This window comes from Mycobacterium sp. IS-2888, assembly GCF_001954215.1.
Taxonomy (GTDB): Bacteria; Actinomycetota; Actinomycetes; order Mycobacteriales; family Mycobacteriaceae; genus Mycobacterium.
Map to the genome: position 1 here is coordinate 1 of NZ_MBET01000123.1, position 25,532 is coordinate 25,532.

Here is a 25,532-nt window from a genome sequence, read left to right on the forward strand (position 1 = left end):
GTGATTTACGAGCAGGCCAACGCCCACGGCCAGAAGGTGCAGACCGCCGGCAGCAACATGGCCAGCACCGACAGCGCAGTTGGGTCCAGCTGGGCCTAACAAACGCACCCTTAGACCGGGGCCGCACACCGATCCGTGTGCGGCCCCGGTTTTTGTGCGTGACTAACCTGCCACCGGCGAACGCCGAATCAGCGAGGAGCGGAACCCGATTCGATGAATCGCGCCGTCGGACTCGCGCCCGACCATCCCGCCCAAGGGCAACTTGGAGACGCCTGCGCCGCTTGTCGGCGACGGCATCGCGCCCCATCCACCCGGCATGACGTTCGCATCGAGCACGGGCTGCGGTGCCGGAATCGCCAGCGCATCGGCCCAACTCGGCGGCACCGACAACGTGCCCAGCGATGTCGCATCACCGAAGCTCGCCGACGCTCTTGGTTCCACACCCCCGAGATGTCCTGGGCTTCCCAGACCACTCATGGCACCCCCGTCGGTTCCGGTAATCGAACCCAAGCCCCCGAAATCCAGGCTCAGGCCATACCCGTCGAGACCAAGCCCGGCGCCGGTCTTGCCCGACGTATCGGTACTGCTCGACGGGGCACTGAGCGGGCCGGACAGCCCCGATGACCCCACTGAAGCCGCGGTGCCGCCCGTTGCCGTCGGCGAGAGCCCCAAGGCGGACGACGATCCGGGGGTCGACAGACTCTGGAGTGCTTGCGGCACTGAGGAAATCAACTGTGTCGACGTCGCCGGGGCCTTGGCACCCGCCGCTTGGGCGACCGCGCCCGCCGCTTGGGCGACGGCGCCCGCCGCTTGGGCGACCGCGCCCGCTTGGTCGGCAGGCCCACCCGGATTGGTCGTCTGTGGCGGCGGCGTGAAGGTCGTGAAGGCAGAAGCGGAAGCGGAATTGGCGGCGTAGTTGTACATCGCGGTAGCGTCCTGGGCCCACATCTCGCTGTAGGCCGCCTCGGTGGCCATGATCGCCGGCGTGTTCTGCCCGAGGAGGTTGGTCGCGACCAACGTCATCAGCTGAGCACGGTTGGCCACGATCGTCGGCGGCGGGACCGTCAGGGCGAAGGCCGTTTCGTAGGCGGCCGCCGCGGCGGTGGCATGGCCGGCCGCCTCCTCACACTGGGCGGCGATGGCCGTCATCCACGCCAGGAACGGCGCGACGGCAGCCACCATCGACATGGACGACGGGCCCGTCCACGATTCGTCGGTCAGACCGGTGATCACCGATTGGTAGCGGCTGGCGGCGGCATGGAGTCCGGCCGCCAGCGCTTGCCATCCGGCGGACGCGGTCAGCAGGGTCGTCGGCCCCGGCCCGATGTACATCCGCCCGGAGTTGACCTCCGGTGGCAATGCTCCAAAATCCATCGCGCTGCCCTATCTCTCGACGAGTTTGCTGTCCCGGCTACATCGGCAGGCATCGTCGCCATCCGGCTGACCGGGGGAAGGGAGTTGTCTCGAAGCCCAGCGACCGTCGCATCGCTGGCAGAGGCGGAGGCTGTAACCCACCAGCCGCCGCCACTGACGGCCGTAATCGTGCATAAACCGACCGCAGTGCGAAAATCACTGGAAACTCACACAATTCGTAACTTGAAGTAACTTCGAATTTGCGAAAGACAGGACACCGTCGTCCTCTGCCGTCGTGCGCTCCCGTTGGGGAGTGACGGCGACCGCTGAACTGCGGCATTTGGTACTCAATGAAATCCGTTCCAGCGCTGCTGATTTGAAGGCCTACCTCTTGTGGTTGACGAGTTCCATCACACGAACAGCGCTGCCTTCCAGTATTTTTGAGGAAAACATTCCTCTCAACTTGGCTGATACGACTCATACAAAACTCACAAATGCCCGGGCTCCGGCAGTCCGTCGTCCCGGACGCTTGGATTTGAGAACTCTATGAACTCCGTGACAATCGGATATGAGTATTGGGAGAATATGGGAACATGACCACAACGTCGGGATACGCGGGCAGCCAGCGGCCGCGCCAGGCCATGCTGGGACAGCTGCCCAGGATTTATCGCGCCGATGGATCCCCCATCCGAGTTTTGCTGGTGGACGATGAGCCCGCGTTGACCAACCTGGTCAAGATGGCGCTGCACTACGAGGGCTGGGTCGTCGAAATCGCCCACAACGGGCGCGAAGCCATCGCGAAGTTCGAACGAGTCAACCCCGACGTGCTGGTCCTCGACATCATGCTTCCGGACGTCGACGGCTTGCGAATTCTGCAGCGGATCCGCGAATCCGACGCCTACACGCCCACGCTGTTCCTCACCGCCCGCGATTCGGTCATGGATCGGGTCACCGGGCTCACCGCGGGCGCGGACGACTACATGACCAAACCGTTCAGCCTCGAGGAGCTCGTCGCGCGGCTCCGCGGCTTGCTGCGCCGCTCCAGCCAGCTGACCCCACCGACGCCCGAAGCGCTCAAAGTCGGCGATCTTCGAATCGACAGCGCCAGCCGCGAAGTCAGCCGCGACGGGACGCCGATCTCACTTTCGTCGACCGAGTTCGAATTGCTTCGCTTCCTCATGCGTAATCCACGCCGCGCGCTGAGCCGCACCGAGATCCTGGACCGCGTCTGGAACTACGATTTCGCCGGGCGCACCAGCATCGTCGATCTGTACATCTCTTATCTGAGAAAGAAGATCGACTCGGGCAGGGAGCCGATGATCCACACCGTCCGAGGTGTCGGATACATGCTGCGGCCACCGGAATGACCGCCGAGCGCGACACCCCGCGGTGGTTTCCCCGCTCCTTGCGACGCCAATTGCTGGTCGGCGTATTGGCAGTCGTCACAGTGGTTTTGGTGGCGGTCGGGGTGGTCTCGGTGCTGAGCCTGCGCGGCTATGTCACCACCATGAACGACGCCGAAGTAGCCAAATCGCTGCACGCGTTCAACCACTCCTACAGCAGATACCGCAGCGGCGACCATGCGTCGGGACACCGAGCCAACGCCCCGGTATCGGAGGCGTTGCTTGAGTTCACCGGGCAAACCCCGGGAAACCTCATCGCCGTGGTGCGCGACGGCGTGGTGATCGGCTCGGCGGTCTTCTCCGAAGACGAACCCCGACCCGCGCCGGCCGACGTCGTCCGCGCAATCGAAGGACAACAGTGGCACGACGGTCCGCCACATACCGAAAAGCTCGGCAGCCTGGGGTCCTACCGGGTCGACTGCCTCATCGACGGATCCGACGTCCTGGTCGTCGGGGTGTCGCTGAACCTCGCCGACCGAATCATCGCACGCAAAAACATCACCACCACGGCCCTTGTCGCGGCCGCCCTGCTCATCACCGCGGGACTCACGGTGTGGGTTGTCGGCTACACCCTTCGCCCGCTGCGCCGGGTCGCGGCGACCGCCGCGGAAGTCGCCGCGATGCCGCTCACCGACGACGACCACCGGATCAGCGTCCGGGTTCGGCCGGAGGACACCGACCCGGACAACGAGGTCGGGATCGTCGGGCACACGCTGAATCGGTTGCTGGACAACGTGGATAGCGCGCTCGCGCATCGCGTCGACTCCGATCTGCGCACCCGACAATTCATCACCGACGCCAGCCACGAGCTACGGACCCCGCTGGCCGCTATTCAGGGTTATGCCGAATTGACCCGCCAGGACAGTTCGGCACTGCCACCGACCACCGAATACGCGCTGGCCCGCATCGAATCGGAGGCAAGACGCATGACGTTGCTTGTCGATGAGCTGCTGCTGCTCTCCCGCTTGGGCGAGGGTCAAGACCTCCAGAGCGACGACGTCGACCTGGCCGACCTCGTCGTCAACGCGGTGAACGACGCGGCGGTCGCGGCGCCGACACACCAGTGGGTCAAGGACCTGCCCGACGAGCCGGTATGGGTCCGGGGAGACCAGGACCGGCTGCACCAGCTGGTCAGCAATCTGCTCAGCAACGCCCGGGTGCACACGCCGCCGGGCGTCACGGTGACCACCGGGATCACGTGCCGGCGCAGCGGCGCCGAGGGGGCCTATGCGGAGCTCACGGTCGCCGACGACGGGCCCGGCATCGACGCTGAGCTGCTGCCGCGCTTATTCGAGCGATTCGTCCGGGCGGACACGACGAGGTCCGACGGTTCGGGCATTGGGCTGGGGCTGGCCATCGTGAGTTCGATCGTCAAGGCGCACCGCGGCTCGGTCACCGCCGAATCCGGCAGCGGCCGAACGGTGTTTCGGGTGCGGCTGCCCATGATCGAGGGCCCGCTCTCGGATAGCGCCTAGTCTGCTGCGCCCGGGCGTAAAGAAACCGTAAAGGCGCACCGTGGCGCCGTTAGGAAAGTGTCAACCAACGGCCCGACGCCATCCGGTCCGGTTAATTTCAACCTGACCTTTGCCTCCGAGGACTACGCTGTCGCGGACTCGATGAGGTCGTTAAGTGTGCGCACGACCGGCGCAGAACGGAGACAAGATGGGCGTCTTGGTGTACCTCGCGCTGACCGTAGCGGTGTTCGCCGCGCTCGGCTGGACGCTGAAGTTGGGCTCGTGAGCAGCGCTAACGCCATAGGCCTGATACTGGCCGTGCTCATCGCCCTGCTGCTGGGCGCGGCCCTGGTCTTTCCGGAGCGGTTCTAGTGAGCGGGACCGCGGCGGGGCTGATCTTCCTCGGGTTACTCGTCCTCGCGCTGGCGGTGGTCCATATCCCGCTGGGCGACTACATGTTTCGGGTCTACAGCTCCCGAAAGCATTCGCGCACAGAGAAATTCATCTATCGCCTGATCGGGGCCAATCCGGACGCCGAACAGGGCTGGGTCGCGTATGCCCGTAGCGTGCTTGCATTTTCGGCGGTCAGCGTCGTATTTCTGTTCGTCTTGCAACTCGTCCAGGGCAAGCTGCCGCTGCATTTACACGACCCCGCGACGAAGATGACACCGGCGCTAGCCTGGAACACCGCCGTCAGCTTCGTCACAAACACCAACTGGCAGGCCTACTCCGGCGAATCCACCATGGGGCACCTGGTGCAGATGGCCGGTCTGGCGGTGCAGAACTTTGTCTCCGCCGCGGTCGGCATGGCCGTCGCGGTCGCGCTCGTCCGTGGTTTCGCGCGCCACCGCACCCACGAACTCGGCAACTTCTGGGTGGACTTGACCCGCGGCACGCTGCGCATCCTGCTGCCGATCTCCATCCTCGGAGCCATCGTGCTAATCGCCGGCGGCGTCGTGCAGAACTTCCATCTCAACGACCAGGTCGTCACCACGCTGTCCGGTGTCCACCAGACCATCCCAGGCGGGCCGGTCGCCAGCCAGGAGGCGATCAAGCTGTTGGGCACCAACGGCGGCGGGTTCTACAACGCCAACTCCGCACACCCGTTCGAAAACCCGACCGGCTGGACGAACTGGGTGGAGATCTTCCTGCTACTGGTGATCAGCTTCTCGCTGCCGCGAACCTTCGGCCGCATGGTGAACAGCAAGAAACAGGGCTACGCGATTGCGGCGGTCGTCGGCGTCCTGGCCGTTCTCAGCGTCACGTTCATGATGCTGTTCCAGTTGCAGCACCACGGCACCGTCCCCACCGCGGCGGGTGCCTCGACCGAAGGCGTCGAACAACGCTTCGGGGTCGCCGATTCCGCGATCTTCGCCGACGCCACCACCCTGACGTCGACCGGTGCCGTCGATTCGGTGCACGACTCCTACAGTTCCCTGGGCGGCATGATGACGATGTTCAACATGCAGCTCGGCGAGGTCGCGCCGGGCGGCGTCGGCTCCGGCCTGTACGGCATCCTGATCCTCGCCGTCATCACCGTGTTCGTCGCCGGCTTGATGGTCGGCCGCACACCGGAATACCTCGGCAAAAAGATCAACCCGCACGAAATGAAGCTGGCCGCAGGCTATTTCCTGATCACCCCGCTGATCGTGCTGCTCGGCACCGCCATCGCGATGGCGCTACCGGGTGAGCGCGCCGCCATGACCAACACCGGCCCGCACGGCCTCTCCGAGGTCCTCTACGCATTCACTTCGGCGGCCAACAACAACGGTTCGGCTTTCGCCGGACTCTCGGCCAATACGGTCTGGTGGAACACCGCGTTGGGCCTGGCGATGGTGTTCGGCCGCTTCCTGCCGATGATGCTGGTTCTCGCGCTGGCCGGTTCACTCGCCCGTCAGGGCGTGACCCCCGAGTCGAGCGGCACGCTGCCCACCCACAAGCCTCAGTTCGTGGGCTTGGTAGTGGGTGTGACCGTCATTCTGGTTGCCCTCACCTTCCTGCCCGCACTGGCGCTCGGGCCGCTCGCCGAAGGGATTCACTGACGTGACCGCCACAATCCCATCCCCCAAACTCCGGCGGAGCGCCAAGGCACCCGGCGATAAGTTGCAGGGCGGGTTGCTCGACCCCGGATTGCTGATGAAGTCGCTGCCCGACGCGCTCGCCAAGCTCGATCCGCGCACCCTGTGGCGCAACCCGGTGATGTTCATCGTGGAAATCGGCGCCGCATGGTCGACGGTGCTCGCGATCGGCGACGGCAGCTGGTTCAGCTGGCTCACCGTGTTCTGGCTATGGCTGACAGTAATTTTCGCCAACTTGGCCGAAGCGGTCGCCGAAGGGCGTGGCAAGGCGCAGGCCGACACGCTCCGCAAGTCGAAAGCCGACACCATCGCGCATCGGCTCAACGACTGGACGCCGGGCAGCTCCGGCGGCACTCCCGAAGAAGTGGCGGCGCCACTACTGCAGCAGGGCGACATCGTGGTGGTCACTGCGGGAGAGGTCATTCCCGGCGACGGCGATGTCGTGGAAGGCATTGCCTCGGTTGACGAATCGGCCATTACCGGCGAGTCGGCACCCGTCATCCGGGAATCCGGCGGAGATCGCTCGGCGGTAACCGGCGGGACCACCGTGCTCTCCGACCGGATCGTGGTCAAGATCACCCAGAAGCCCGGGGAGAGCTTTGTCGACCGGATGATCGCACTCGTCGAGGGTGCGAATCGGCAGAAGACGCCCAACGAGATCGCGCTCAACATTCTGCTGGCGGCGCTGACCATCATCTTCGTGTTCGCGGTGGCCACGCTTCAGCCGCTCGCGATCTACTCCAAGGTCAACAATCCCGGTGTTCCGGCCACCCCGGCGCTGAGCGCGGACGGGATCAGCGGCATCGTCCTGGTCGCACTTCTGGTGTGCCTGATTCCCACCACCATCGGCGCGCTGTTGTCGGCGATCGGCATCGCGGGCATGGACCGGTTGGTACAGCGCAACGTGCTGGCCATGTCCGGTCGCGCGGTCGAGGCGGCCGGCGACGTCAACACCCTGCTCCTGGACAAGACCGGAACCATCACGCTCGGGAATCGTCAAGCGTCGGAATTCATTCCGGTGTCCGGGGTGACGAACCAGGATCTGGCCGACGCCGCGCAGCTATCCAGCCTCGCCGACGAAACTCCCGAGGGTCGTTCCGTCGTCGTCTACGCAAAAGAGGCGTACGGGCTGCGCGCGCGGACCCCCGGCGAGCTGTCCAACGCCGCGTGGGTGGAATTCAGTGCGACTACCCGGATGTCGGGCGTGGACCTCGACGGGCGCCAGCTACGCAAGGGTGCGGCCAGCTCGGTGGCCGAGTGGATCCGCGGTCACGGGGGCACGGTACCCGCCGAACTGGGCGAGATCGTCGACGGTATCTCCGCGGCCGGCGGAACCCCGCTCGTTGTCGGACGGCTGGCCGACGGACAAGCGGAAGTGCTGGGGGTCATCCACCTCAAAGATGTGGTGAAGCAGGGCATGCGCGACCGGTTCGACGCGATGCGGCTGATGGGCATCCGCACTGTGATGATCACCGGCGATAATCCGTTGACCGCCAAGGCGATCGCCGATGAGGCCGGGGTCGACGACTTCCTCGCCGAGGCCACGCCGGAAGACAAGATGATGCTCATCAAGCGTGAGCAGCAGGGCGGGCGCCTGGTCGCGATGACCGGTGACGGTACCAACGATGCCCCCGCCCTTGCCCAGGCCGACGTCGGGGTGGCGATGAACACCGGCACGTCGGCGGCCAAAGAGGCCGGCAACATGGTGGACCTGGACTCCGACCCCACGAAGCTCATCGAGATCGTGGAAATCGGTAAGCAGCTGTTGATCACCCGCGGGGCGTTGACCACGTTCTCCATCGCCAACGACATCGCCAAGTATTTCGCGATCATCCCGGCGCTGTTCGTGGCGATCTTTCCGGGCCTGGACCTGCTTAACGTGATGCGCTTGCACAGTCCGCAATCGGCGATCCTGTCCGCGGTGATCTTCAACGCGATCGTCATCGTCGCCCTGATTCCGCTGGCGCTGCGTGGCGTTCGCTACACGCCCAGCCGTGCGGCCAAACTGCTGAGCCGCAATCTCTACATCTACGGCCTGGGTGGCATCGTCGCCCCGTTCGTCGGAATCAAGCTCATCGACTTGCTGGTTCAACTGCTTCCCGGGATGGCCTGAGATGAAGTTTGGGAATGTGATTCGGCAACATTGGGCCGCGCTGCGCGCGCTGCTCGTGTTTACCGTGCTGCTCGGTTTCGGCTATCCGCTACTGATTTGGTTGGTCGCTTCGATTCCCGGGCTGCACGACAAGGCGCAGGGCTCGATCATCACCGCGGGCGGCAAACCGGTCGGCAGCAAGCTGATTGGCCAGTCGTTCACCGACTCGTCCGGCAACCCGTTGCCGCAGTACTTTCAGAGCCGGCCATCGGCCGCGGGCAGCAACGGGTATGACCCGACGTCGAGCGGCGGCAGCAACCTGGGTCCCGAAAGCGTGATCGACGTCCCGGGCGATCCGCCCAAGCCCAGCCTGCTGACGCAGGTGTGTTCCCGCAGCGCATCGATCGGCCAACTCGAAGGCGTCGACGGATCACGTCCGTTCTGCACCGGCGGCGGCGTCGGGGCCGTCCTGTCGGTGATCGGCCCCCGCGATTCGCGCGGGTATGTCACTCATCCCACCAGAGTCGTCAGCGTCAACGAGCCGTGCGGCACGACGCCCCGGCCTTTCCTGGACTTCTACGAAGGCGTTCGGGTCGAGTGCGCGAAGTCCGGCGAGGACTACTCGATCGGCCAGGTCGTGCCCATTCGCGGGACCGCACCGGCGGATCCGCGGGTTCCGGCGGACGCCGTCACCGCCAGCGGCAGCGGCCTGGACCCGAACATCTCACCGGCGTACGCGGACATCCAGGTCGCCCGCGTGGCCAAGGCCCGGCATGTGTCCCCGGAGCAGATACGTGAGGTCCTCGCGCAGTACCGCAACGGCCGCACCCTTGGCTTCTTCGGTGAGCCGTGCGTGAACGTGCTGGAACTCAATCTGCAACTCGATCACAAGTATCCGGTCACCGGTTAGCGGCATGGGGGGATGATGGTTGACGTGAGCGACGTCGGCCTCCCGGGCCAACCTGCCAAGCGTGGGGAGCTACGCATCTACCTCGGTGCGGCCCCGGGTGTCGGCAAAACGTACGCGATGCTGGGAGAGGCGCATCGGCGCTTGGAGCGCGGCACCGACCTGGTGGCGGCCGTCGTGGAGACCCATGGTCGGGCGAAAACCGCTGAGCTGATTGAGGGCATCGAGGTCATCCCGCCGCACTATGTCGAATATCGGGGCGGCAGGTTCCCCGAACTCGACGTGCCCGCCGTGCTCGCGCGGCATCCGCAAGTAGTCCTCGTCGACGAACTCGCCCACACCAACACGCCGGGAAGCAAGAATCACAAGCGCTGGCAGGACGTCGAGGAACTGCTCGATGCCGGTATCACCGTGATCTCCACGGTCAACATCCAGCACCTGGAGAGCCTCAACGACGTCGTCGCCCAGATCACGGGCATCCAACAGCAAGAAACCATCCCGGACTCCATCGTGCGGGAGGCCTCGCAGGTCGAACTCATCGACATCACACCGGAGGCGCTGCGGCGCAGGCTATCTCATGGCAACGTCTATGCTCCGGCCCGGATCGATGCGGCCCTGTCGAACTACTTCCGACGCGGAAACCTCACGGCCCTACGCGAATTGGCGCTCCTGTGGCTGGCCGACCAGGTGGACACCGCGCTGGCGAAGTACCGCGCCGAGAACAAGATCACCGACCTGTGGGAGGCGCGCGAACGGGTTGTCGTGGCGGTCACCGGGGGTCCGGAATCGGAGACGTTGGTGCGGCGGGCATCCCGGATCGCGTCGAAATCGAGCGCAGAGCTGATGGTGGTGCACGTCATACGTGGCGACGGGCTGGCCGGCGTGTCCGACCGCAAGATGGGCAAGATTCGCGAGCTGGCGAACAGCCTGGACGCTTCCCTGCACACCGTGGTCGGTGACGACGTGCCCACTGCCCTACTGGATTTCGCCCGCGAGAACAACGCCACCCAGCTGGTGATCGGCACCTCCCGCCGACCCCGGTGGGCGCGCATCTTCGAGGAGGGCATCGGCCAGACGATCGTCGAGCGTTCCGGAAAGATCGACGTGCACATGGTCACGCACGAGGAATCCAAGCGTGGCTTGCACATTGGGTCGCTCGCGCCCCACGAGCGACGCGTCGCGTCCTGGCTCGCGGCGTTCATCGTCCCGTCGGCCATCTGCGCGGTCACGGTGACCACGCTGGACCCTTATCTGGACACCGGCGGCGAGAGCGCGTTGTTCTTCGTCGGAGTGCTGTTGGTGGGCCTACTGGGAGGTGTTGCCCCAGCGGCGCTTTCGGCGGTGCTCTCCGGGTTGCTGCTGAACTACTACCTGATAGCTCCGCGGCACAGCTTCACCATCGCCGAACCCAACAACGCCATCACCGAGTTGGTCCTGCTGCTGATCGCGGTCGCCGTCGCGGTCCTGGTGAACTTTGCGGCCAATCGTGCGCGAGAGGCGCGGCGCGCGTCCCAGGAGGCCGAGCTGCTGACGCTGTTCGCGGGATCGGTGCTGCGCGGTGCGGACCTCGAGTCGCTGCTCGAACGCGTGCGCGAGACATACTCGCAGCGCGCGGTCAGCATGCTTCGGGAGCCCGGCGACGAGGACCGTGCCAGCGGAAAGAAGAGCTACGTGGTCGCCTGCGTGGGCAAAGATCCTTGTGTGAGCGTGGATTCCGCTGACACCGCGATAGAGGTCGGCGACGACGAGTTCTGGATGCTGCTGGCCGGCAGGAAGCTCTCGACGCGCGACCGCCGGGTGCTCACCGCGGTGGCCAAACAAGCCGCGGGCCTGATCAGGCAGCGCGAACTGGCCGAGGAAGCCAGCCGGACCGAGGCGATCGTGCGGGCCGACGAGCTGCGCCGCTCCCTGCTCTCGGCGGTCAGCCACGATCTGCGCACGCCGCTGGCCGCCGCCAAGGTTGCCGTATCCAGCCTGCGCGCCGAGGATGTCGCGTTCTCGGCCGAGGACACCGCCGAATTGCTGGCCACCATCGAGGAGTCCGTCGACCAGCTGACCGCATTGGTCGGCAACCTGCTCGACTCCTCGCGGCTGGCCGCCGGCGTGGTTCGACCGGACCTGCACCGGGTGTATCTCGAGGAGACGGTGCAACGCGCGCTGGTCAGCATTGGCAAGGGCGCCACCGGCTTTTACCGACCCGCCATCGATCGGGTCAAGGTCGACGTCGGCGACGCCGTGCTGATGGCCGACGCCGGGTTGTTGGAACGGGTGCTTGCCAACCTGATCGACAACGCGCTGCGCTACGCGCCCAACAGCATCGTCAGGGTCAACGCCGGACAGGTGGGCGATCGCGTCCTGATCAACGTCATCGACGAGGGGCCCGGAATCCCGCAAGGAACCGAGGATCAGATCTTCGAAGCGTTCCAACGCCTCGGCGACCACGACAACACCACCGGCGTCGGTTTGGGTATGTCGGTGGCGCGCGGCTTCGTCGAGGCCATGGGCGGCACCATCGCGGCAAGCGATACCCCCGGCGGCGGCCTGACCGTCGTGGTGGAACTCGCCGCCCCGCAGCAGATCGGCCCACGATGACCCGGGTGTTGGTGATCGACGACGAACCGCACATCCTGCGGGCGCTGCGGATCAACTTGTCCGTGCGAGGCTACGAGGTCATCACCGCGTCGACCGGTGCCGGTGCGCTGCGCGCGGCAGCCGAGCACAAGCCGGACGTGGTGATCCTCGACCTGGGCCTGCCCGACATCTCCGGCATCGAGGTGCTGGGTGGCCTGCGCGGCTGGCTCACGGCGCCGGTGATCGTCTTGTCAGCGCGCACGGATTCGTCGGACAAGGTCGAGGCGCTGGACGCCGGCGCCGACGACTATGTCACGAAACCCTTTGGGATGGACGAGTTCCTGGCCCGGCTGCGTGCCGCGGTCCGCCGCAACGCGGCGGCGTCCGACACGGACGAGCCCGTCGTGGAAACCGACGCGTTCACCGTCGACCTGGCCGCCAAGAAGGTCACCAAAGACGGCGTCGAAGTGCATCTGACCCCGACCGAATGGGGCATGCTCGAGGTGCTGGTCCGCAACCGCGGCAAGTTGATCGGGCGCGAGGAACTGCTCAAGGAGGTTTGGGGGCCGGCATACGCCACCGAAACCCATTACCTGCGTGTTTATTTGGCGCAGCTGCGACGCAAGCTCGAGGATGACCCGTCGCATCCCAAACACCTGTTGACCGAGTCGGGCATGGGCTATCGCTTCGAGGCGTGAGTCGCATCCGCGACATGCGCCTCTCCGGAAGCTGGCTGGCTTTTTGCCCACCTCACAGCGACAATTTGGCTGCCCGCCCGCAACTACGCCGGATACGACATCGACGGAGTTGTCGCTATAAGGGGGCAGAACGCGTGTCGCCTCCGCGCGGTTAGCAGTGTGGCGGATGTGACTCAGCCGGCGATCGACAGCACGATGCCGTCCAGAATGTCGTGTTCGCTGACGGTCAGCTCATCGATACCCGCCCGGGTGCGCAGCTCGCGCGCCAGTTCCTCGACCACGATCGCGCCGCCACCGATCACGTCGGCGCGGCCCTCGTGCATCGGCGGCAGCGCCGCGCGCTGCGCTCGCGTCATGCCGATCAGCCGATCGCAAACCCCTTGCAGATCATGGCCGGCGACACGCGAAAGATGAATGGCCGCAGAGTCATACGTCGTCATGTTGTGGGCCAGCGCGGACAGCGTGGTCATCGTGCCGGCCAACCCCACCCACGTCCGGGCGCCTTCGACGGGAACCGCGCGCAGCGCGACGTCGAGCCGCTCGCGCACCACCAGGCGGGCCGCCGCCACCTCCTCCGGTGTGGGCGGGTCGGAGTGCAGGCAGCGTTCCGTCAGCCGGACACAACCGATGTCGGCCGAATAGCTGGCGACCACTTCGTCCCCGCCGACCACGATTTCGGTCGAACCCCCACCCAGGTCCACGACGACAAAAGGCCCTCGCGCGCGGTCCAATTCACCGACGGCACCGCGGAAGGACAGCTCGGCCTCGTCGGCGCCGGTGATCACCTCCGCAACGGCGCCCGGGAGCACCGGGCCCAGCACGTCGGCCGTCATCGCAAAAAACACATCGCGATTGGCCACATCGCGCGCCGCCGACGTCGCCACCATCCGCACCCGCTCGACGCCGTGCGCTTTCAGCAACGCAGCGTAATCGGTTAACGCGGACCGGGTCCGGGCAATAGCTTCCGGTGCGAACTCGCCCGTCGCGTCCACGCCCTGACCCAGCCGCACGATCCGAGTCTCGCGATGCACATCGCGCAGGCGGCCGCCACCGACATCGGCGATCAGCAACCGAATCGAGTTGGTACCGCAGTCGATAGCGGCGAGCCGGCTCACCACTTTCCCGCCACCAACACGGGGGCCATCGCCGGCTCGCCGGCCAGCAGTGCCAGCGCCTCATCACCGAGCGGATTCACCCCCGGGCCCTTGGCCAGCGAATGCGCGATCAGCACGTGCAGGCACTTGACCCGGTCCGGCATGCCGCCGGCGGAAAAGTCCGTCCCCAGCGGCTCGATCGCGTCACGCTCGGCCAGATACGACTCGTGCGCGCGCCGATACGCCGCCGCCAACTCCGGCTCGCGCCTCAACCGCTCGGTCATCTCGTGCATCAGTCCTGTCGTCTCCAGCCTGCTCGCGGCGGCGGTGAGCACCGGGTGCGTGAGGTAGTACAACGTCGGAAACGGTGTGCCGTCAGGAAGTTTCGGCTTCGTCTTAACCACGCCGGGTTCGCCGTTGGGGCAGCGATAAGCGATCTCCAGGACCCCGCGCGGCTCGCGGCCTAGCTGGCGCGCCACCGCTTCCAGGTCCGCACGATCAACCACCGGGCGCCGTGGGGGTGGGCGGGGTGTTGGACGGTGGCAGATGCGGCGCATCGGCGATCGTGTGCCACAGCGCCGTGTACCACGGGGCGCCGCTGGCGGGTTTGGCCGTATCGGATCCGGGCTGCGGCGTCGCCGCCGACGGCGGCAGCTGGACTTGGAACGGGATGTCTCCGGGCTTCACGAAGCCGAGGCGCTCGCGGGCCTGCGCCGCGATATAGGCGGGGTCACCGAGCTTGACCTTCTTCTGCTCGAGATCGGCGATCTGGCGCCGCAGCGCGGCTTCGCTCGCGGCCAACTGATTCATCTCGGTGCGCTGCGCGAAGTAGGTGCGTACCGGGCCCGCGATGGTCAGGGTCAACACGCAGATCACCGCGGCGAGCACCGCGGCCCGCCGCGCGGTGAATCCCAACCGCTGGTCCGACCGCTGCTCGACGGATTCGGCGAGCTGCCGCTTGATGGGTTCGACGACGTGCTCACGCACGGTCTTGGTGGAGCGACGGCGCCGAGCCGGATCGCCGGCTTTGCCCGGGCGTGATGCCGGGGAGCGGCGCTTCGGATCGGGCTTGGGCGTCAAGCTATTTCGACCTGTTTCGGATCCAGCGCGAATCGCGGGAAAGCTAAATCGCCGGCGTAGCGGGCGGCATCGCCGAGCGCCTCCTCGATGCGCAGCAGCTGATTGTATTTGGCGACGCGCTCGCTGCGGGCGGGTGCGCCCGTCTTGATCTGACCGCTGCCGACGGCCACCGCCAGATCGGCGATGGTGGTGTCTTCGGTCTCGCCACTGCGGTGGCTCATCATCGTGCGGTAGCCGCTGTGGTGGGCCAACACGACGGCGTCCAGCGTCTCGGTCAGCGTCCCGATTTGGTTCACCTTGACCAGCAACGCATTTGCCACACCCTTGTCGATGCCCTCCTCGAGGCGCTCGGGATTGGTGACGAAGATGTCGTCGCCGACGATCTGCACCCGGTCGCCGATCGACGCCGTCAGGGCCGCCCAGCCGTCCCAATCATCTTCGGACAGTGGGTCTTCGATGGATACCAGCGGATAGGAGCCGAGCAGGCCGGCGTAGAACTCGCTCATCTGCTCGGCGCTGCGGGTGCTGCCCTCGAAGGCATAGCCGGTCCCGTCGGTGTAGAACTCGGTGGCGGCGGCGTCGAGGGCCAGTGCCACGTCGACGCCGGGTTTCAGGCCCGCCGCTTCGATGGCCGTGCTGATCAGGTCGAGTGCCGCGGTGGTCCCGGCCACGTCGGGAGCGAAACCGCCTTCGTCGCCGAGGCCGGTCGAGAGCCCCTGCTTCTTCAGCACCGACTTCAGCGCGTGGTACACCTCGGCACCCCAGCGCAGCGCCTCACCGAAGTGAGAGGCGCCGATCGGCGCCACCATGAATTCCTGAATGTCGACGGCGGTGTCGGCGTGCGCGCCGCCGTTGAGGATGTTCATCATCGGCACCGGCAGGATGTGCGCGTTGGGGCCGCCGAGATAGCGGAACAACGGCAGCTCGGCGGAATCGGCGGCCGCCTTGGCCACAGCAAGCGAGACGCCCAGGATCGCGTTGCCGCCGAGCCGCGACTTGTCCGGGGTGCCGTCGAGGTCCACCAATGCCTGGTCGACCAACCGCTGATCGTCGGCATTGAGTCCGATGACGGCCGGGGCGATCTCGTCCAGCACGGCCTGCACCGCCTTCTGCACGCCCTTGCCGCCGTAGCGCTCGCCGCCATCGCGCAGCTCGACGGCCTCGTGTTCGCCGGTCGACGCGCCGGACGGCACCGCGGCGCGGGCAAACGTCCCGTCGATCAGAGCTATCTCGACCTCGACCGTCGGGTTACCGCGAGAATCGAGGATCTCGCGGGCCCCGACCTGCTCGATAATCGGCACTGGGTTTCTCCTTGCGTGTTAGCTGATGACGGCCGCCTTAAGCGTAAAGCCTGGGTCAGCGATACATCCTGCTACAGCGGGTGCCCCGACGCGTAGGCGGTCGCCCAGTCCCGAACGGCCCGCGCATAGATGCCCGAGTTGTTGTACGCGCGCAGCGCGGTTATCCACCCGCGTGGTGTGGCGAGATCCTTTCCGCGCCAACACAAATAGCCCGCCGCCGCAAGGGCTGCGTCATCGATGTTGTCCGGGCTGACGCGGCCGTCGTTGTGGGCGTCGACCCCGTACAACCGCCACGTCTCCGGAATGAACTGCATCGGCCCCATCGCACGCACCACCCCGGCGCCTTGATCCGAGCCACGCGTGTCTTCCTCGCTGTCGACGATGCGCAGGGTGCCGCCGCTGCCGTCCAGTCGAACACCCCGAATGGGGGGGCTCACATCGCCGTTGGGCGCCAGCGTCGCACCCCGGTACGTGCCGTGATGGCTCTCCACCTGCCCGATGCCCGCCAGCGTGGTCCACGCGATATGGCACTTCGGGTTCTCGACCTCGGCGACGCGGGCGGCATAGGCGTAGGCCTCCAGCGCGATGACCGGAATCTCCATCGCGGCCGACCGTTGCTGCGCCCACTCCCGCAACTGGTCCGCGGGCCGGCCGCTGGCATGGGTGTTCACCGGCGGCACCGCATCGCCGGCCGGCGGGGGCACGCCGTCGGGAATGAAAAGGCTGAGCTGCCAGGTACAGCTGGAGGCCATCAGCATCGCGGTCGCGCCGATCACAGCGGCCGCGCGCAACCAACGCCTCGGCGACACCACGCTCCCCTTAAGCTCGCCTGCACCAACTTCGCCCATAATCATCGTCCCATGAGTTTTGGGACTAAAAAGTCCGAACGGGCTCAGCGGCGGCCACCGCGCTTCTTCGAGCCCTTGCCGGACCCCTTGGCCGCGGCGACGGGCTCGTCGGCCTTGTCGACGGCCGCATCGCTGCCAGCGGGCTCCACCGTGTCGACTTCCGGCCCGGCGACGGGCCAGTGTGCGCGCCACTCCTCGTCGCTGATCTCGCCGAGCGGCGCCACATCGAACTCCTCGGGGACGCTGTCGCCACGGCGGGTGGTGGCTATCGACTTCTCGACAGCGCGGACGGTGTCGACGAACTCCAAAACGGCGGTGCGCAGCGAGCTTTCCGCGTCGATACCCGCCGACACCTCGATCGCGGTGATCGCGGCGGGGATCAGGTCGGCCGGGAACCCGGCCTTCTCCGCGCGTTGAATAACCTTCTGCGCCAACGCCAATGAGGGCTGCCCGGTATGAACGTCGTCCATCACCGAGTTCCGCGGTTTCTCGGCCGCCTTGCGCTCTTCCCACTGCGCCAGCTGGTCTTCCAGCGAAATGGATTGGCCCGCAAGCACACCCGGCACCCGGTTGCCGAGCTTTCGCATCAAGGTGACGGCGACGTCGTCGATGGTGAAGGAGTGCTGCGGAGCGTCCTCGGCGATGCGGGCGTGGAAGAGGACCTGCAGCAACACGTCGCCGAGCTCTTCGCGCAGCTGGTCGGCGTTGCCGCTGCGAACGGCGTCGAGCAGCTCGTAGGTCTCCTCCAGCAGGAACCTGCGCAACGAGTCGTGCGTTTGCTCGCTTTCCCACGGCCCGGCGGTGCGCAGCTTGTCCATCATCGCGACGGCGTCCACGAGCCGTTCGCCGCGTGGTGTGTCAGGCGCCGAAATCAACCGCGCCCCCGCCGCCAACCGCGCGGTGACGGCGGGGTGGTCAGGGTCGGACGACAGCAACACCGGGGCGTCCTCCCCGGTGTCGACGGGGCGGGCACCCGGCAGCGACCACGGCACCGCGACGGGCATCTCCTCGGTGTACTGCACCTCCCCGCCGAGGTGCTCGATCGCTTCAACGGGAACCAGCGACGGGCGCCGGGGGTCGAACAAGACGACAATCATCTCGCCTGTCGCTCCTCCCCGGGCATCGGCGCTGGTGACGCACCCGTTATACCAATCTCTATCTGTGGTTTGCCTTGCAGCGCCGTCACCACGTTGGCCACCATCTGGACCAACTCGACATCGCGGATGCGTGGCGCACCGACACCCCCGGCTCGCGGAATCGGAACCTGGACGGTGGCGGTGGTGGCCCGGTAGTGCGCGCCCGGATACATCCTCTTGAGCCGCACCTGAGCCGAATCTAGCAGCGTTATCGGCGACAGCCGCACCGTCGCCGCGGAGGCGGCCGACACTTCGGTGATGCCGGCGGCACGGCACAGCAGCCGCAGCCGCGCGACCGCGACCAGCCGCTGGGCGGGCTCGGGCAGCGGCCCGTAGCGGTCGGTGAGCTCCTCGACGACCCCGACGATGGCCGCGTCGTCGGCCGCGGCGGCCAACCGTCGGTAGCCCTCCAGCCGCAGCCGGTCGCTGGCGATGTAATCCGGCGGCAGGTGCGCGTCGACCGGCAGGTCGATCCGCACATCCTTGGGCTCCTCGCGGGCGACGACCGTCTCGCCGTCGGCGGCCGCACGGTAGGCCTCGACGGCCTCGCCGACCAGGCGCACGTACAGGTCGAATCCGACCCCGGCGACGTGGCCGGACTGCTCGACGCCCAGCACGTTCCCGGCGCCGCGGATCTCGAGGTCCTTCAGCGCGACCGCCATGCCCGCACCCAGCTCGTTGTTCTGCGCGATGGTCGCCAGCCGGTCGTAGGCCGTCTCGGTCAGCGGCACGTGCGGCGGATAGAGGAAGTAGGCGTAGCCGCGTTCCCGGCTGCGGCCGACCCGGCCGCGCAGCTGGTGCAGCTGGGACAGCCCGAAGGTGTCGGCGCGCTCGACGATGAGCGTGTTGGCGTTGGAGATGTCCAGCCCGGTCTCCACGATCGTGGTGCACACGAGGATGTCGTATTCGCGGTTCCAGAAGCCCTGAACGGTCCGTTCCAGCAGGTCCTCGGGCATCTGGCCGTGCGCGACGACGACGCGCGCCTCGGGCACCAGCTCGCGTACCCGGGCGGCGGCCCGATCGATGGAGCTGACCCGGTTATGGACATAGAAGGCCTGCCCGTCGCGCAGCAGCTCGCGCCTCAACGCCGCGGCGACCTGCTTGTCGTCGTGTGGGCCGACGTAAGTCAGCACCGGGTAGCGCTCTTCGGGCGGCGTCAGGATCGTCGACATTTCGCGGATCCCGGCCAGGCTCATCTCCAGGGTGCGCGGGATCGGGGTCGCGCTCATGGTGAGCACGTCGACGTGGGTGCGCAGCGACTTGATGTGCTCCTTGTGCTCGACCCCGAACCGCTGCTCCTCGTCGACGACGACCAGGCCGAGGTCCTTCCAGCGCACTCCGGTCTGCAGCAGGCGATGCGTGCCGATCACGACGTCCACCGACCCGTCGGCCAGGCCGTCGATCACGGCGCGGGACTCCGCGGCGTCGGTGAACCGGGACAACCCCTTGACGACGACGGGGAACCCGGCCATCCGCTCGCCGAACGTCTGCAGATGCTGGTCGGCCAGCAGTGTGGTGGGGACCATCACGGCGACCTGCTTGCCGTCCTGCACCGCCTTGAACGCCGCCCTTACCGCGATTTCGGTCTTGCCGTAGCCAACGTCGCCGCAGATCACCCGGTCCATCGGAATCGGCTTTTCCATGTCCGCCTTGACCTCGGTGATCGCCGTGAGCTGGTCGACGGTCTCGGTGAAGCCGAACGCGTCCTCCATCTCGGCCTGCCACGGGGTGTCCGGCCCGAAGGCGTGCCCGGGGCTGGCCTGCCGTTTGGCGTACAGCGACACCAGTTCGCCGGCGATCTCGCGGACCGCGCGGCGCGCCTTGGTCTTGGTGTTGGCCCAGTCGCTGCCGCCCAGCCGGCTCAGCGCCGGGGCCTGGCCGCCGACATACCGCGACAGCTGGTCTAGGGAATCCATTGGGACATACAGCTTGTCGGCCTGCTGGCCACGCTTGCTGGAGGCGTACTCCAGCACCAGGTACTCACGCCGGGCGCCGCCGACGGTGCGCTCGACCATTTCCACGAACCGGCCGATGCCGTGCTGGTCGTGCACCACCAGGTCGCCCGCCGCGAGCGCCAGCGGGTCGACGGTGTTGCGCCGTTTGGCCGCCAGCCTTTTGCCCTCGACGGCCGTGGCCCGGTTGCCGGTCAGGTCGGTCTCGGTGATGACGACCAGGTTGGCGCCGGGTATGACGACGCCGTCGTGCAGCGGGCCCTTGAGCACCCCGACGACCCCGGACTTGGGCGCAGCACCGCACTCCAGCATCGCGGCCGGGGTATCGAACTCGGCCAGCCGCTCCACCACGCGATGGGCGGTCCCGGTCCCGGGTGCGACCACCGCCGCATACCCGCCGGTCGTGACGTGCGCTCGCAGCATCGCGAAGATGCTGTCGATGTCGTGCTGATGTCCACGAGCAGACGGCGCCGCCCGGATGTCCAGCTCGAGCGCCGACTCGTCGGACAGCTGACTCAACGTCCACCAGGGATGACCGGACCGGAGCGCCGCGGCCTCCACGTCGCCGAGTTCGGCGAAGCCCGACCCACCCAATTGCCCGACGTCGACCGGTGCTGCTGAGGTACCCAGTGCGGCGACCGACCACGACGCCTCGAGGAATTCGCGACCGGTCTTGATCAGGTCGGCGGCCCGGCTGCGCACCTTCTCCGGGTCGCACACCAGCACCGGGGTGCCCTCGGCCAGCTGATCGGTCAGCAGAACGTGGTCCCCTTTTTCCGGGGGATGCAGCACCGAGAGCAGCGCCTCCATGCCGTCGACGGGGATGCCCTCGGCCAGCTTCGCCAGCATGTCGGTGAGGCTGCCGGTGATCGCGCCCTCGCCCGCGGGGTGTCGTGCGGCCAACTCGGCGGCCCGCGCCCGTACGTCGTCACCGAGCAGCAGCTCACGGCAGGCAACGGCGACGACCGTGTCGACGTCGATCTCGGGAATCGAGCGCTGGTCGGCGACCGCGAACATGCGCATCTCGCTGACCTCGTCGCCCCAGAATTCCACGCGCACCGGGTGTTCGGCGGTCGGTGGGAAAACGTCGAGAATCCCTCCGCGGACGGCGAATTCACCGCGCCGGCCGACCATGTCCACTCGCGTGTAGGCCAGCTCGACCAGCCGGGCCACCACTCGTTCGAATTCGGCTTCCTGGCCGACGCTCAATGTGACCGGTTCGACGAGGCCCAGCTGCGGCGTCATGGGTTGCAGCAGCGATCGGATCGTCGTCACCACTACCTGCAGCGGCGGCCCTAGTGTCGCGTCGTCGGGGTGCGCCAGCCGGCGCAGCACCATCAGGCGGGTGCCGACGGTGTCGACGCCCGGTGAAAGCCGTTCGTGCGGCAGCGTCTCCCAGGACGGGAAGACCGCGACCGCGTCGCCGAACACACCCGTCAGTTCGGCGGCCAGGTCGTCGGCTTCGCGCCCGGTGGCGGTGACCACCAGTAACGGACCGAGCCGCGCCAGCGCGCTGGTGACGAACAACCGGGCGCTGGCCGGGCCGACCAGGCTCAATTCCGCGGGTCGAGCGGTCGCGCGCTCGATGAGTTGCTGGAAAGTGGGCGCCGTCAGCGCCAATTCGACGAGCCCCGCGATCGGGGTTTCTGGGCGAGCAGGCCCCGGTGCGGTCATGATGAGGCCCATTCTAGGGGCGAATTAGAGCCGCCGAATTTCGTGAAGATTGCGCCCGACGCCGTCAAAGGATCGTCAAGAAAGCGGCACCCGACTCCGCGTGGGCGCACCTTGAAGCCATGACATTGATCGACATCCTGCCGTCTCTGGGTCATGCGGCACCGGTGCGGTTCGATCCCGCGATCTGGCCGGTCACCACGCGTTCCGACGAGGAGGGCCGGCTGTGCGTCGGCGGGGTGGCACTGACCGATATCGCCGACGAGTTCCACACCCCGGCGTACGTCATCGACGAGGCCGATTTTCGGCACCGCGCCCGCCGCTACCGCAAGGCGCTGCGCGGTGTCGGTGTTGTCTACGCCGGAAAGTCACTGCTGACGACGGCGGTGGCGCGCTGGGCTCGCGAAGAGGGCCTCGGGGTCGACGTCTGTTCGGGCGGCGAGCTGGCCGTCGCATTGGCCGGGGGCGTCGACCCCGCCCGCATCGTCATGCACGGCAATGCGAAATCGCCCGACGAGTTGTGCGAGGCGGTGCGCGTCGGGGTCGGACGCATCGTGCTGGATTCGGCCATGGAGATCGCCTACCTGGCCGGCCTGGCGCGACGACGCCAGCGCGTGCTGATCCGGGTGACGCCCGACGTCGACATCCATGGGCACCGGGCGCTGACCACCGGCATCAGTGACCAGAAGTTCGGCTTCACGCTCCATGGCGACCGGGCCGATGTGGCCGTGCAGCGGGTGCTGGCGCACCCGATCCTCGACCTGGTCGGGCTGCACTGTCACATCGGGTCGCAAGTCACCGACGCCACCCGCTACGGCGAGGCCATCCACCGGATGATCGCCGCCATGGCCGACATCCGCATCCGGCACGGCGTCATCCTCACCGAGCTGAATATCGGTGGCGGCCATGGGATCCCGTACGTCTCCGGCGATCGGGAACTCAACCTGGACGAGCTCGCCGGGGTAATCGAGAACGCGCTGGACGAGGCGTGCGCGGCCGAACGTTTTCCCCGGCCGACCGTCGTGGTGGAACCGGGCCGCGCCATCAGCGGGCGGGCCGGTCTCACGTTGTATCGGGTGTGCTCGGCGAAGACGCAACCGGGTGGCCGCACCTTCGTCGCCGTGGACGGCGGCATGAGCGACAACCCGCGGGTGTCGCTGTACGGCGCGCAATACACGGTCGCGCTCGCGAACCGGCATTCGCTCGGAGCCAAGCGCACCGTGACCGTGGCGGGCCGGCACTGCGAGGCGGGCGACGAAATCGCCCGCGACATCCAGCTACCCGCGGACGTGGGGCCCGGCGATCTGCTGGCCGTGGCGTGTACCGGTTCCTATCACCACAGCATGGCGTCGAACTACAACCTGGTCTGCCGCCCGCCCGTGGTGGCGGTCAAGGATGGCCGGGCCCGCGGGATCGTCCGTCGCGAGACGATCGCCGACCTGCTCTCGCGCGACTGCGGCTAGGACCGGGCCCCGCGCTACTCGTCCTGCAGCTTGGGATCGGCCTCCAGATGGGTCAGGCCGTTCCACATCAGGTTGACCAGGTGCGCGGCGACCACTTCCTTTTTGGGTTCGCGGGTGTCGAGCCACCACTGGGCCGTCATCGACACCGAGCCCACCAACGCCTGGGCGTAGAGCGGCGCCAGATCCGGGTCCAGGCCGCGGCGGGCGAAGTCTCCGGCCAGGATCGAGCTGACCTGGCTGACGGCGTCGTTGAGCAGGCTGGAATAGGTGCCGGAGCTGATCGCGGCGGGCGAGTCGCGGATCATGATCCGGAAGCCGTCGGTGCGCTCCTCGACGTAGGTGAGCAACGCCAGCGCGACCCGCTCGACCCGAACCCGGGACCGGTTGTTCGTCAGCGACGAGGTGATGCCGTCGAGCAGCGCCGACATCTCGCGGTCGACCACCACGGCGTAGAGGCCCTCTTTGCCGCCGAAATGCTCATAGACGACGGGTTTGGACACGTTAGCGCGCTGCGCGATCTCCTCGATCGACGCGCCCTCGTAGCCGCGTTCGGCGAACAGCTGGCGCGCGATACCGATGAGTTGGTGCCGGCGCGCGCTGCCGGTCATCCTGGCGCGCGGGGCCCGCACTTCTTTATCCGGGGCTGCCACGTCCTTCAGGGTATCGGTTTGCGCAGGTGAAGTTGTATGACTTTGCCTGGGGCCGCCGTCGGCCCCGGTAACGTTTAGAGTCTTGGTGGCGCGGTCGGCGATCGTTCCGGCGGCCGCCGCAGCGGCCAATCCGTCGTGGTGTAATCGGCAGCACCTCTGATTTTGGTTCAGAAAGTTCAGGTTCGAGTCCTGGCGACGGAGCACGGGTCTTTGCCACGAGCGTGCATGAAATGACACGCTTGACGGCGTGTCGGCGTACAAACACGCTCGCTCGCGTCGAAAGGGGATTCATGTCGTTTCGTGGTGACACCGCGGTCCTGGTCCTGGCGGCCGGGCCCGGCACCAGGATGCGGTCAGACACCCCGAAGGTGCTGCATACGATCGCCGGCCGCAGCATGTTGGCCCACTCCCTGCACGCGGTCGCCAAGGTCGCACCCCAGCGCCTGGTCGTCGTCCTCGGCCACGAGCACCAACGCATCGAGCCGCTGGTCGCCGAACTTGCCGAGCGGCTCGGGCGCCCGATCGACGTGGCGCTGCAGGACCGGCCGCTGGGCACCGGCCACGCGGTGCTCTGCGGGCTGTCCGCGCTGCCCGAGGACTACGCCGGCATCGTCGTCGTCACCTCCGGCGATACTCCCCTGCTGGACGCCGACACCCTGGCCAGCCTGATCGCAACGCACAACGCGGCGTCGGCCGCGGTGACCGTGCTGACCACCACGCTGAACGAACCCTTCGGCTACGGCCGCATCCTGCGCACGCAGGACAATGAAGTGATGGCGATCGTCGAACATGCCGACGCGACGGACTCGCAGCGCGAGATCCACGAGGTCAACGCCGGTGTGTACGCCTTCGACATCGCCGCGCTGCGGTCGGCCCTGGGTCGCCTGAGCTCCGACAACGCGCAACGCGAGCTCTATCTCACCGACGTCATCGCCATCCTGCGCGGGGACGGCCGGTCGATACTCGCCCAGCACGTCGACGACAGCGCGCTGGTGGCCGGCGTCAACAACCGCGTCCAGCTGGCCGAGCTGGGTGCCGAGCTAAACCGTCGGATCGTCGCCGCCCACCAGATGGCCGGCGTGACGGTGGTCGATCCGACGACCACCTGGATCGACGTCGACGTGACGATCGGCCGCGACACCGTCGTCCATCCCGGGACGCAATTGCTCGGGCACACCCAGATCGGCGCCGGCTGCGTCGTCGGCCCGGACACCACGCTGACCGACGTCACGGTCGGTGACCGTGCGTCCGTGGTGCGCACCCACGGCTCGTCGTCGTCGATCGGCGGCGGCGCGACCGTCGGCCCATATACCTATCTGCGGCCCGGCACCGTTTTGGGCGCCGACGGCAAGCTGGGCGCGTTCGTCGAAACCAAGAACTCCACCATCGGCGCGGGCACCAAGGTTCCGCATCTGACCTACGTCGGCGACGCCGACATCGGCGAGCACAGCAACATCGGCGCCTCCAGCGTCTTCGTCAACTACGACGGCGAATCCAAGTCCCGCACCACCATCGGCTCGCACGTGCGCACCGGGTCGGACACCATGTTCGTGGCGCCGGTGACCGTCGGCGACGGCGCGTACACCGGCGCCGGCACCGTCGTGCGCGACGACGTCCCGCCGGGTGCGCTGGCCGTTTCGGCGGGACCGCAACGCAACATCGAGGACTGGGTGCGGCGCAAGCGGCCGGGCAGCGCGGCGGCCCAAGCCGCCGAAGCCGCGGAAAAGGCCGCCCAGCAGCCCCCGCCGCCACCCGACCCGGATCGGGCGCCGTGAGCCCAC

General features: G+C 67.3%; 19 protein-coding genes, 1 tRNA gene and 1 pseudogene. 12 read left to right on the forward strand and 9 right to left on the reverse strand.

Translation table 11 applies throughout. The annotated features are described in order from the left end of the window. A pseudogene (locus A5745_RS23650) lies at positions 1 to 99 on the forward strand (type VII secretion protein EsxI); the annotation flags it as partial. 63 nt (positions 100 to 162) lie between these two features. Here A5745_RS23650 and A5745_RS23655 read toward each other — a convergent pair. Then, positions 163 to 1,374: a PPE family protein gene (locus A5745_RS23655; protein WP_076119364.1), complete on the reverse strand. Its 1,212-nt coding sequence runs from the start codon at positions 1,372 to 1,374 to the stop codon at positions 163 to 165. A 572-nt stretch (positions 1,375 to 1,946) separates the two neighbouring features. Between A5745_RS23655 and A5745_RS23660 the strand changes: the two genes are divergently transcribed. The 8 genes from A5745_RS23660 (at position 1,947) to A5745_RS23695 (ending at position 12,556) form a co-directional block, all read left to right on the forward strand. Continuing rightward, positions 1,947 to 2,720, forward strand: a complete 774-nt coding sequence (locus A5745_RS23660) for a response regulator transcription factor (protein WP_076119366.1) — start codon at positions 1,947 to 1,949, stop codon at positions 2,718 to 2,720. Continuing rightward, on the forward strand, positions 2,717 to 4,231 hold the full coding sequence (locus tag A5745_RS23665; RefSeq protein ID WP_076119368.1) for a cell wall metabolism sensor histidine kinase WalK: 1,515 nt from the start codon (positions 2,717 to 2,719) through the stop codon (positions 4,229 to 4,231). Before A5745_RS23660 ends, A5745_RS23665 begins: the two co-directional genes overlap by 4 nt. Before the next feature lie 261 nt (positions 4,232 to 4,492). Then, positions 4,493 to 4,582 carry a potassium-transporting ATPase subunit F gene (locus tag A5745_RS25170; protein ID WP_139329779.1) on the forward strand — a complete coding sequence of 30 codons (90 nt, stop codon included), beginning with the start codon at positions 4,493 to 4,495 and terminating at the stop codon, positions 4,580 to 4,582. Beyond that, a complete protein-coding gene (kdpA, locus tag A5745_RS23675; RefSeq protein ID WP_076119370.1) occupies positions 4,582 to 6,252 on the forward strand; it encodes a potassium-transporting ATPase subunit KdpA in 1,671 nt (556 codons plus the stop codon). Before A5745_RS25170 ends, kdpA begins: the two co-directional genes overlap by 1 nt. Before the next feature lie 13 nt (positions 6,253 to 6,265). Beyond that, positions 6,266 to 8,401 (forward strand): potassium-transporting ATPase subunit KdpB, encoded by a 2,136-nt coding sequence (gene kdpB / locus A5745_RS23680; RefSeq protein WP_371337092.1) that lies wholly within the window; start codon positions 6,266 to 6,268, stop codon positions 8,399 to 8,401. Position 8,402: 1 nt separating this feature from the next. Beyond that, positions 8,403 to 9,290, forward strand: a complete 888-nt coding sequence (locus A5745_RS23685) for a potassium-transporting ATPase subunit C (RefSeq protein ID WP_076119374.1) — start codon at positions 8,403 to 8,405, stop codon at positions 9,288 to 9,290. Between the two features lie 12 nt (positions 9,291 to 9,302). Continuing rightward, positions 9,303 to 11,879 carry a sensor histidine kinase KdpD gene (locus A5745_RS23690; RefSeq protein ID WP_076119376.1) on the forward strand — a complete coding sequence of 859 codons (2,577 nt, stop codon included), beginning with the start codon at positions 9,303 to 9,305 and terminating at the stop codon, positions 11,877 to 11,879. After that, entirely contained in the window at positions 11,876 to 12,556 is a 681-nt protein-coding gene (locus A5745_RS23695; protein WP_076060159.1) for a response regulator, read from the forward strand. Before A5745_RS23690 ends, A5745_RS23695 begins: the two co-directional genes overlap by 4 nt. A gap of 173 nt (positions 12,557 to 12,729) precedes the next feature. On the opposite strand, the gene A5745_RS23700 is transcribed toward A5745_RS23695, so the two are convergent. The 7 genes from A5745_RS23700 to mfd all read right to left on the reverse strand — a co-directional run bounded on the left by A5745_RS23700 (position 12,730) and on the right by mfd (position 21,641). Then, positions 12,730 to 13,674, reverse strand: coding sequence for a Ppx/GppA phosphatase family protein (locus tag A5745_RS23700; RefSeq protein WP_175879876.1), 945 nt, complete (start codon positions 13,672 to 13,674; stop codon positions 12,730 to 12,732). Beyond that, the gene (locus tag A5745_RS23705) at positions 13,668 to 14,156 is read right to left on the reverse strand and encodes a DUF501 domain-containing protein (protein ID WP_076119380.1); all 489 of its coding nucleotides are present in this window, start codon (positions 14,154 to 14,156) and stop codon (positions 13,668 to 13,670) included. The genes A5745_RS23700 and A5745_RS23705 overlap by 7 nt, the downstream gene beginning before the upstream one ends. Beyond that, positions 14,149 to 14,730 (reverse strand): septum formation initiator family protein, encoded by a 582-nt coding sequence (locus A5745_RS23710; RefSeq protein ID WP_076119382.1) that lies wholly within the window; start codon positions 14,728 to 14,730, stop codon positions 14,149 to 14,151. The genes A5745_RS23705 and A5745_RS23710 overlap by 8 nt, the downstream gene beginning before the upstream one ends. After that, positions 14,727 to 16,031, reverse strand: a complete 1,305-nt coding sequence (gene eno / locus A5745_RS23715) for a phosphopyruvate hydratase (RefSeq protein WP_076060151.1) — start codon at positions 16,029 to 16,031, stop codon at positions 14,727 to 14,729. Before eno ends, A5745_RS23710 begins: the two co-directional genes overlap by 4 nt. 71 nt (positions 16,032 to 16,102) lie before the next feature. Then, entirely contained in the window at positions 16,103 to 16,840 is a 738-nt protein-coding gene (locus A5745_RS23720) for a lytic transglycosylase domain-containing protein (RefSeq protein WP_076060180.1), read from the reverse strand. Positions 16,841 to 16,923: 83 nt separating this feature from the next. Next, positions 16,924 to 17,976, reverse strand: a complete 1,053-nt coding sequence (locus A5745_RS23725) for a nucleoside triphosphate pyrophosphohydrolase (protein WP_083663036.1) — start codon at positions 17,974 to 17,976, stop codon at positions 16,924 to 16,926. Further along, on the reverse strand, positions 17,973 to 21,641 hold the full coding sequence (gene mfd / locus A5745_RS23730; RefSeq protein ID WP_175879877.1) for a transcription-repair coupling factor: 3,669 nt from the start codon (positions 21,639 to 21,641) through the stop codon (positions 17,973 to 17,975). Before mfd ends, A5745_RS23725 begins: the two co-directional genes overlap by 4 nt. A gap of 119 nt (positions 21,642 to 21,760) precedes the next feature. Between mfd and lysA the strand changes: the two genes are divergently transcribed. Continuing rightward, complete coding sequence (gene lysA, locus A5745_RS23735) at positions 21,761 to 23,101, forward strand: diaminopimelate decarboxylase (RefSeq protein WP_076119386.1); 1,341 nt, start codon at positions 21,761 to 21,763, stop codon at positions 23,099 to 23,101. Positions 23,102 to 23,115: 14 nt separating this feature from the next. On the opposite strand, the gene A5745_RS23740 is transcribed toward lysA, so the two are convergent. After that, positions 23,116 to 23,709 (reverse strand): TetR/AcrR family transcriptional regulator, encoded by a 594-nt coding sequence (locus A5745_RS23740; protein WP_139329783.1) that lies wholly within the window; start codon positions 23,707 to 23,709, stop codon positions 23,116 to 23,118. 171 nt (positions 23,710 to 23,880) lie between these two features. On the opposite strand from A5745_RS23740, the gene A5745_RS23745 reads away from it, so the two are divergent. Together A5745_RS23745 and glmU are read left to right on the forward strand one after the other, a co-directional pair. Continuing rightward, positions 23,881 to 23,952 (forward strand) — tRNA-Gln (locus A5745_RS23745). Positions 23,953 to 24,041: 89 nt separating this feature from the next. Next, positions 24,042 to 25,526: a bifunctional UDP-N-acetylglucosamine diphosphorylase/glucosamine-1-phosphate N-acetyltransferase GlmU gene (gene glmU / locus A5745_RS23750; RefSeq protein ID WP_076119388.1), complete on the forward strand. Its 1,485-nt coding sequence runs from the start codon at positions 24,042 to 24,044 to the stop codon at positions 25,524 to 25,526. Positions 25,527 to 25,532 lie beyond the last annotated feature (6 nt).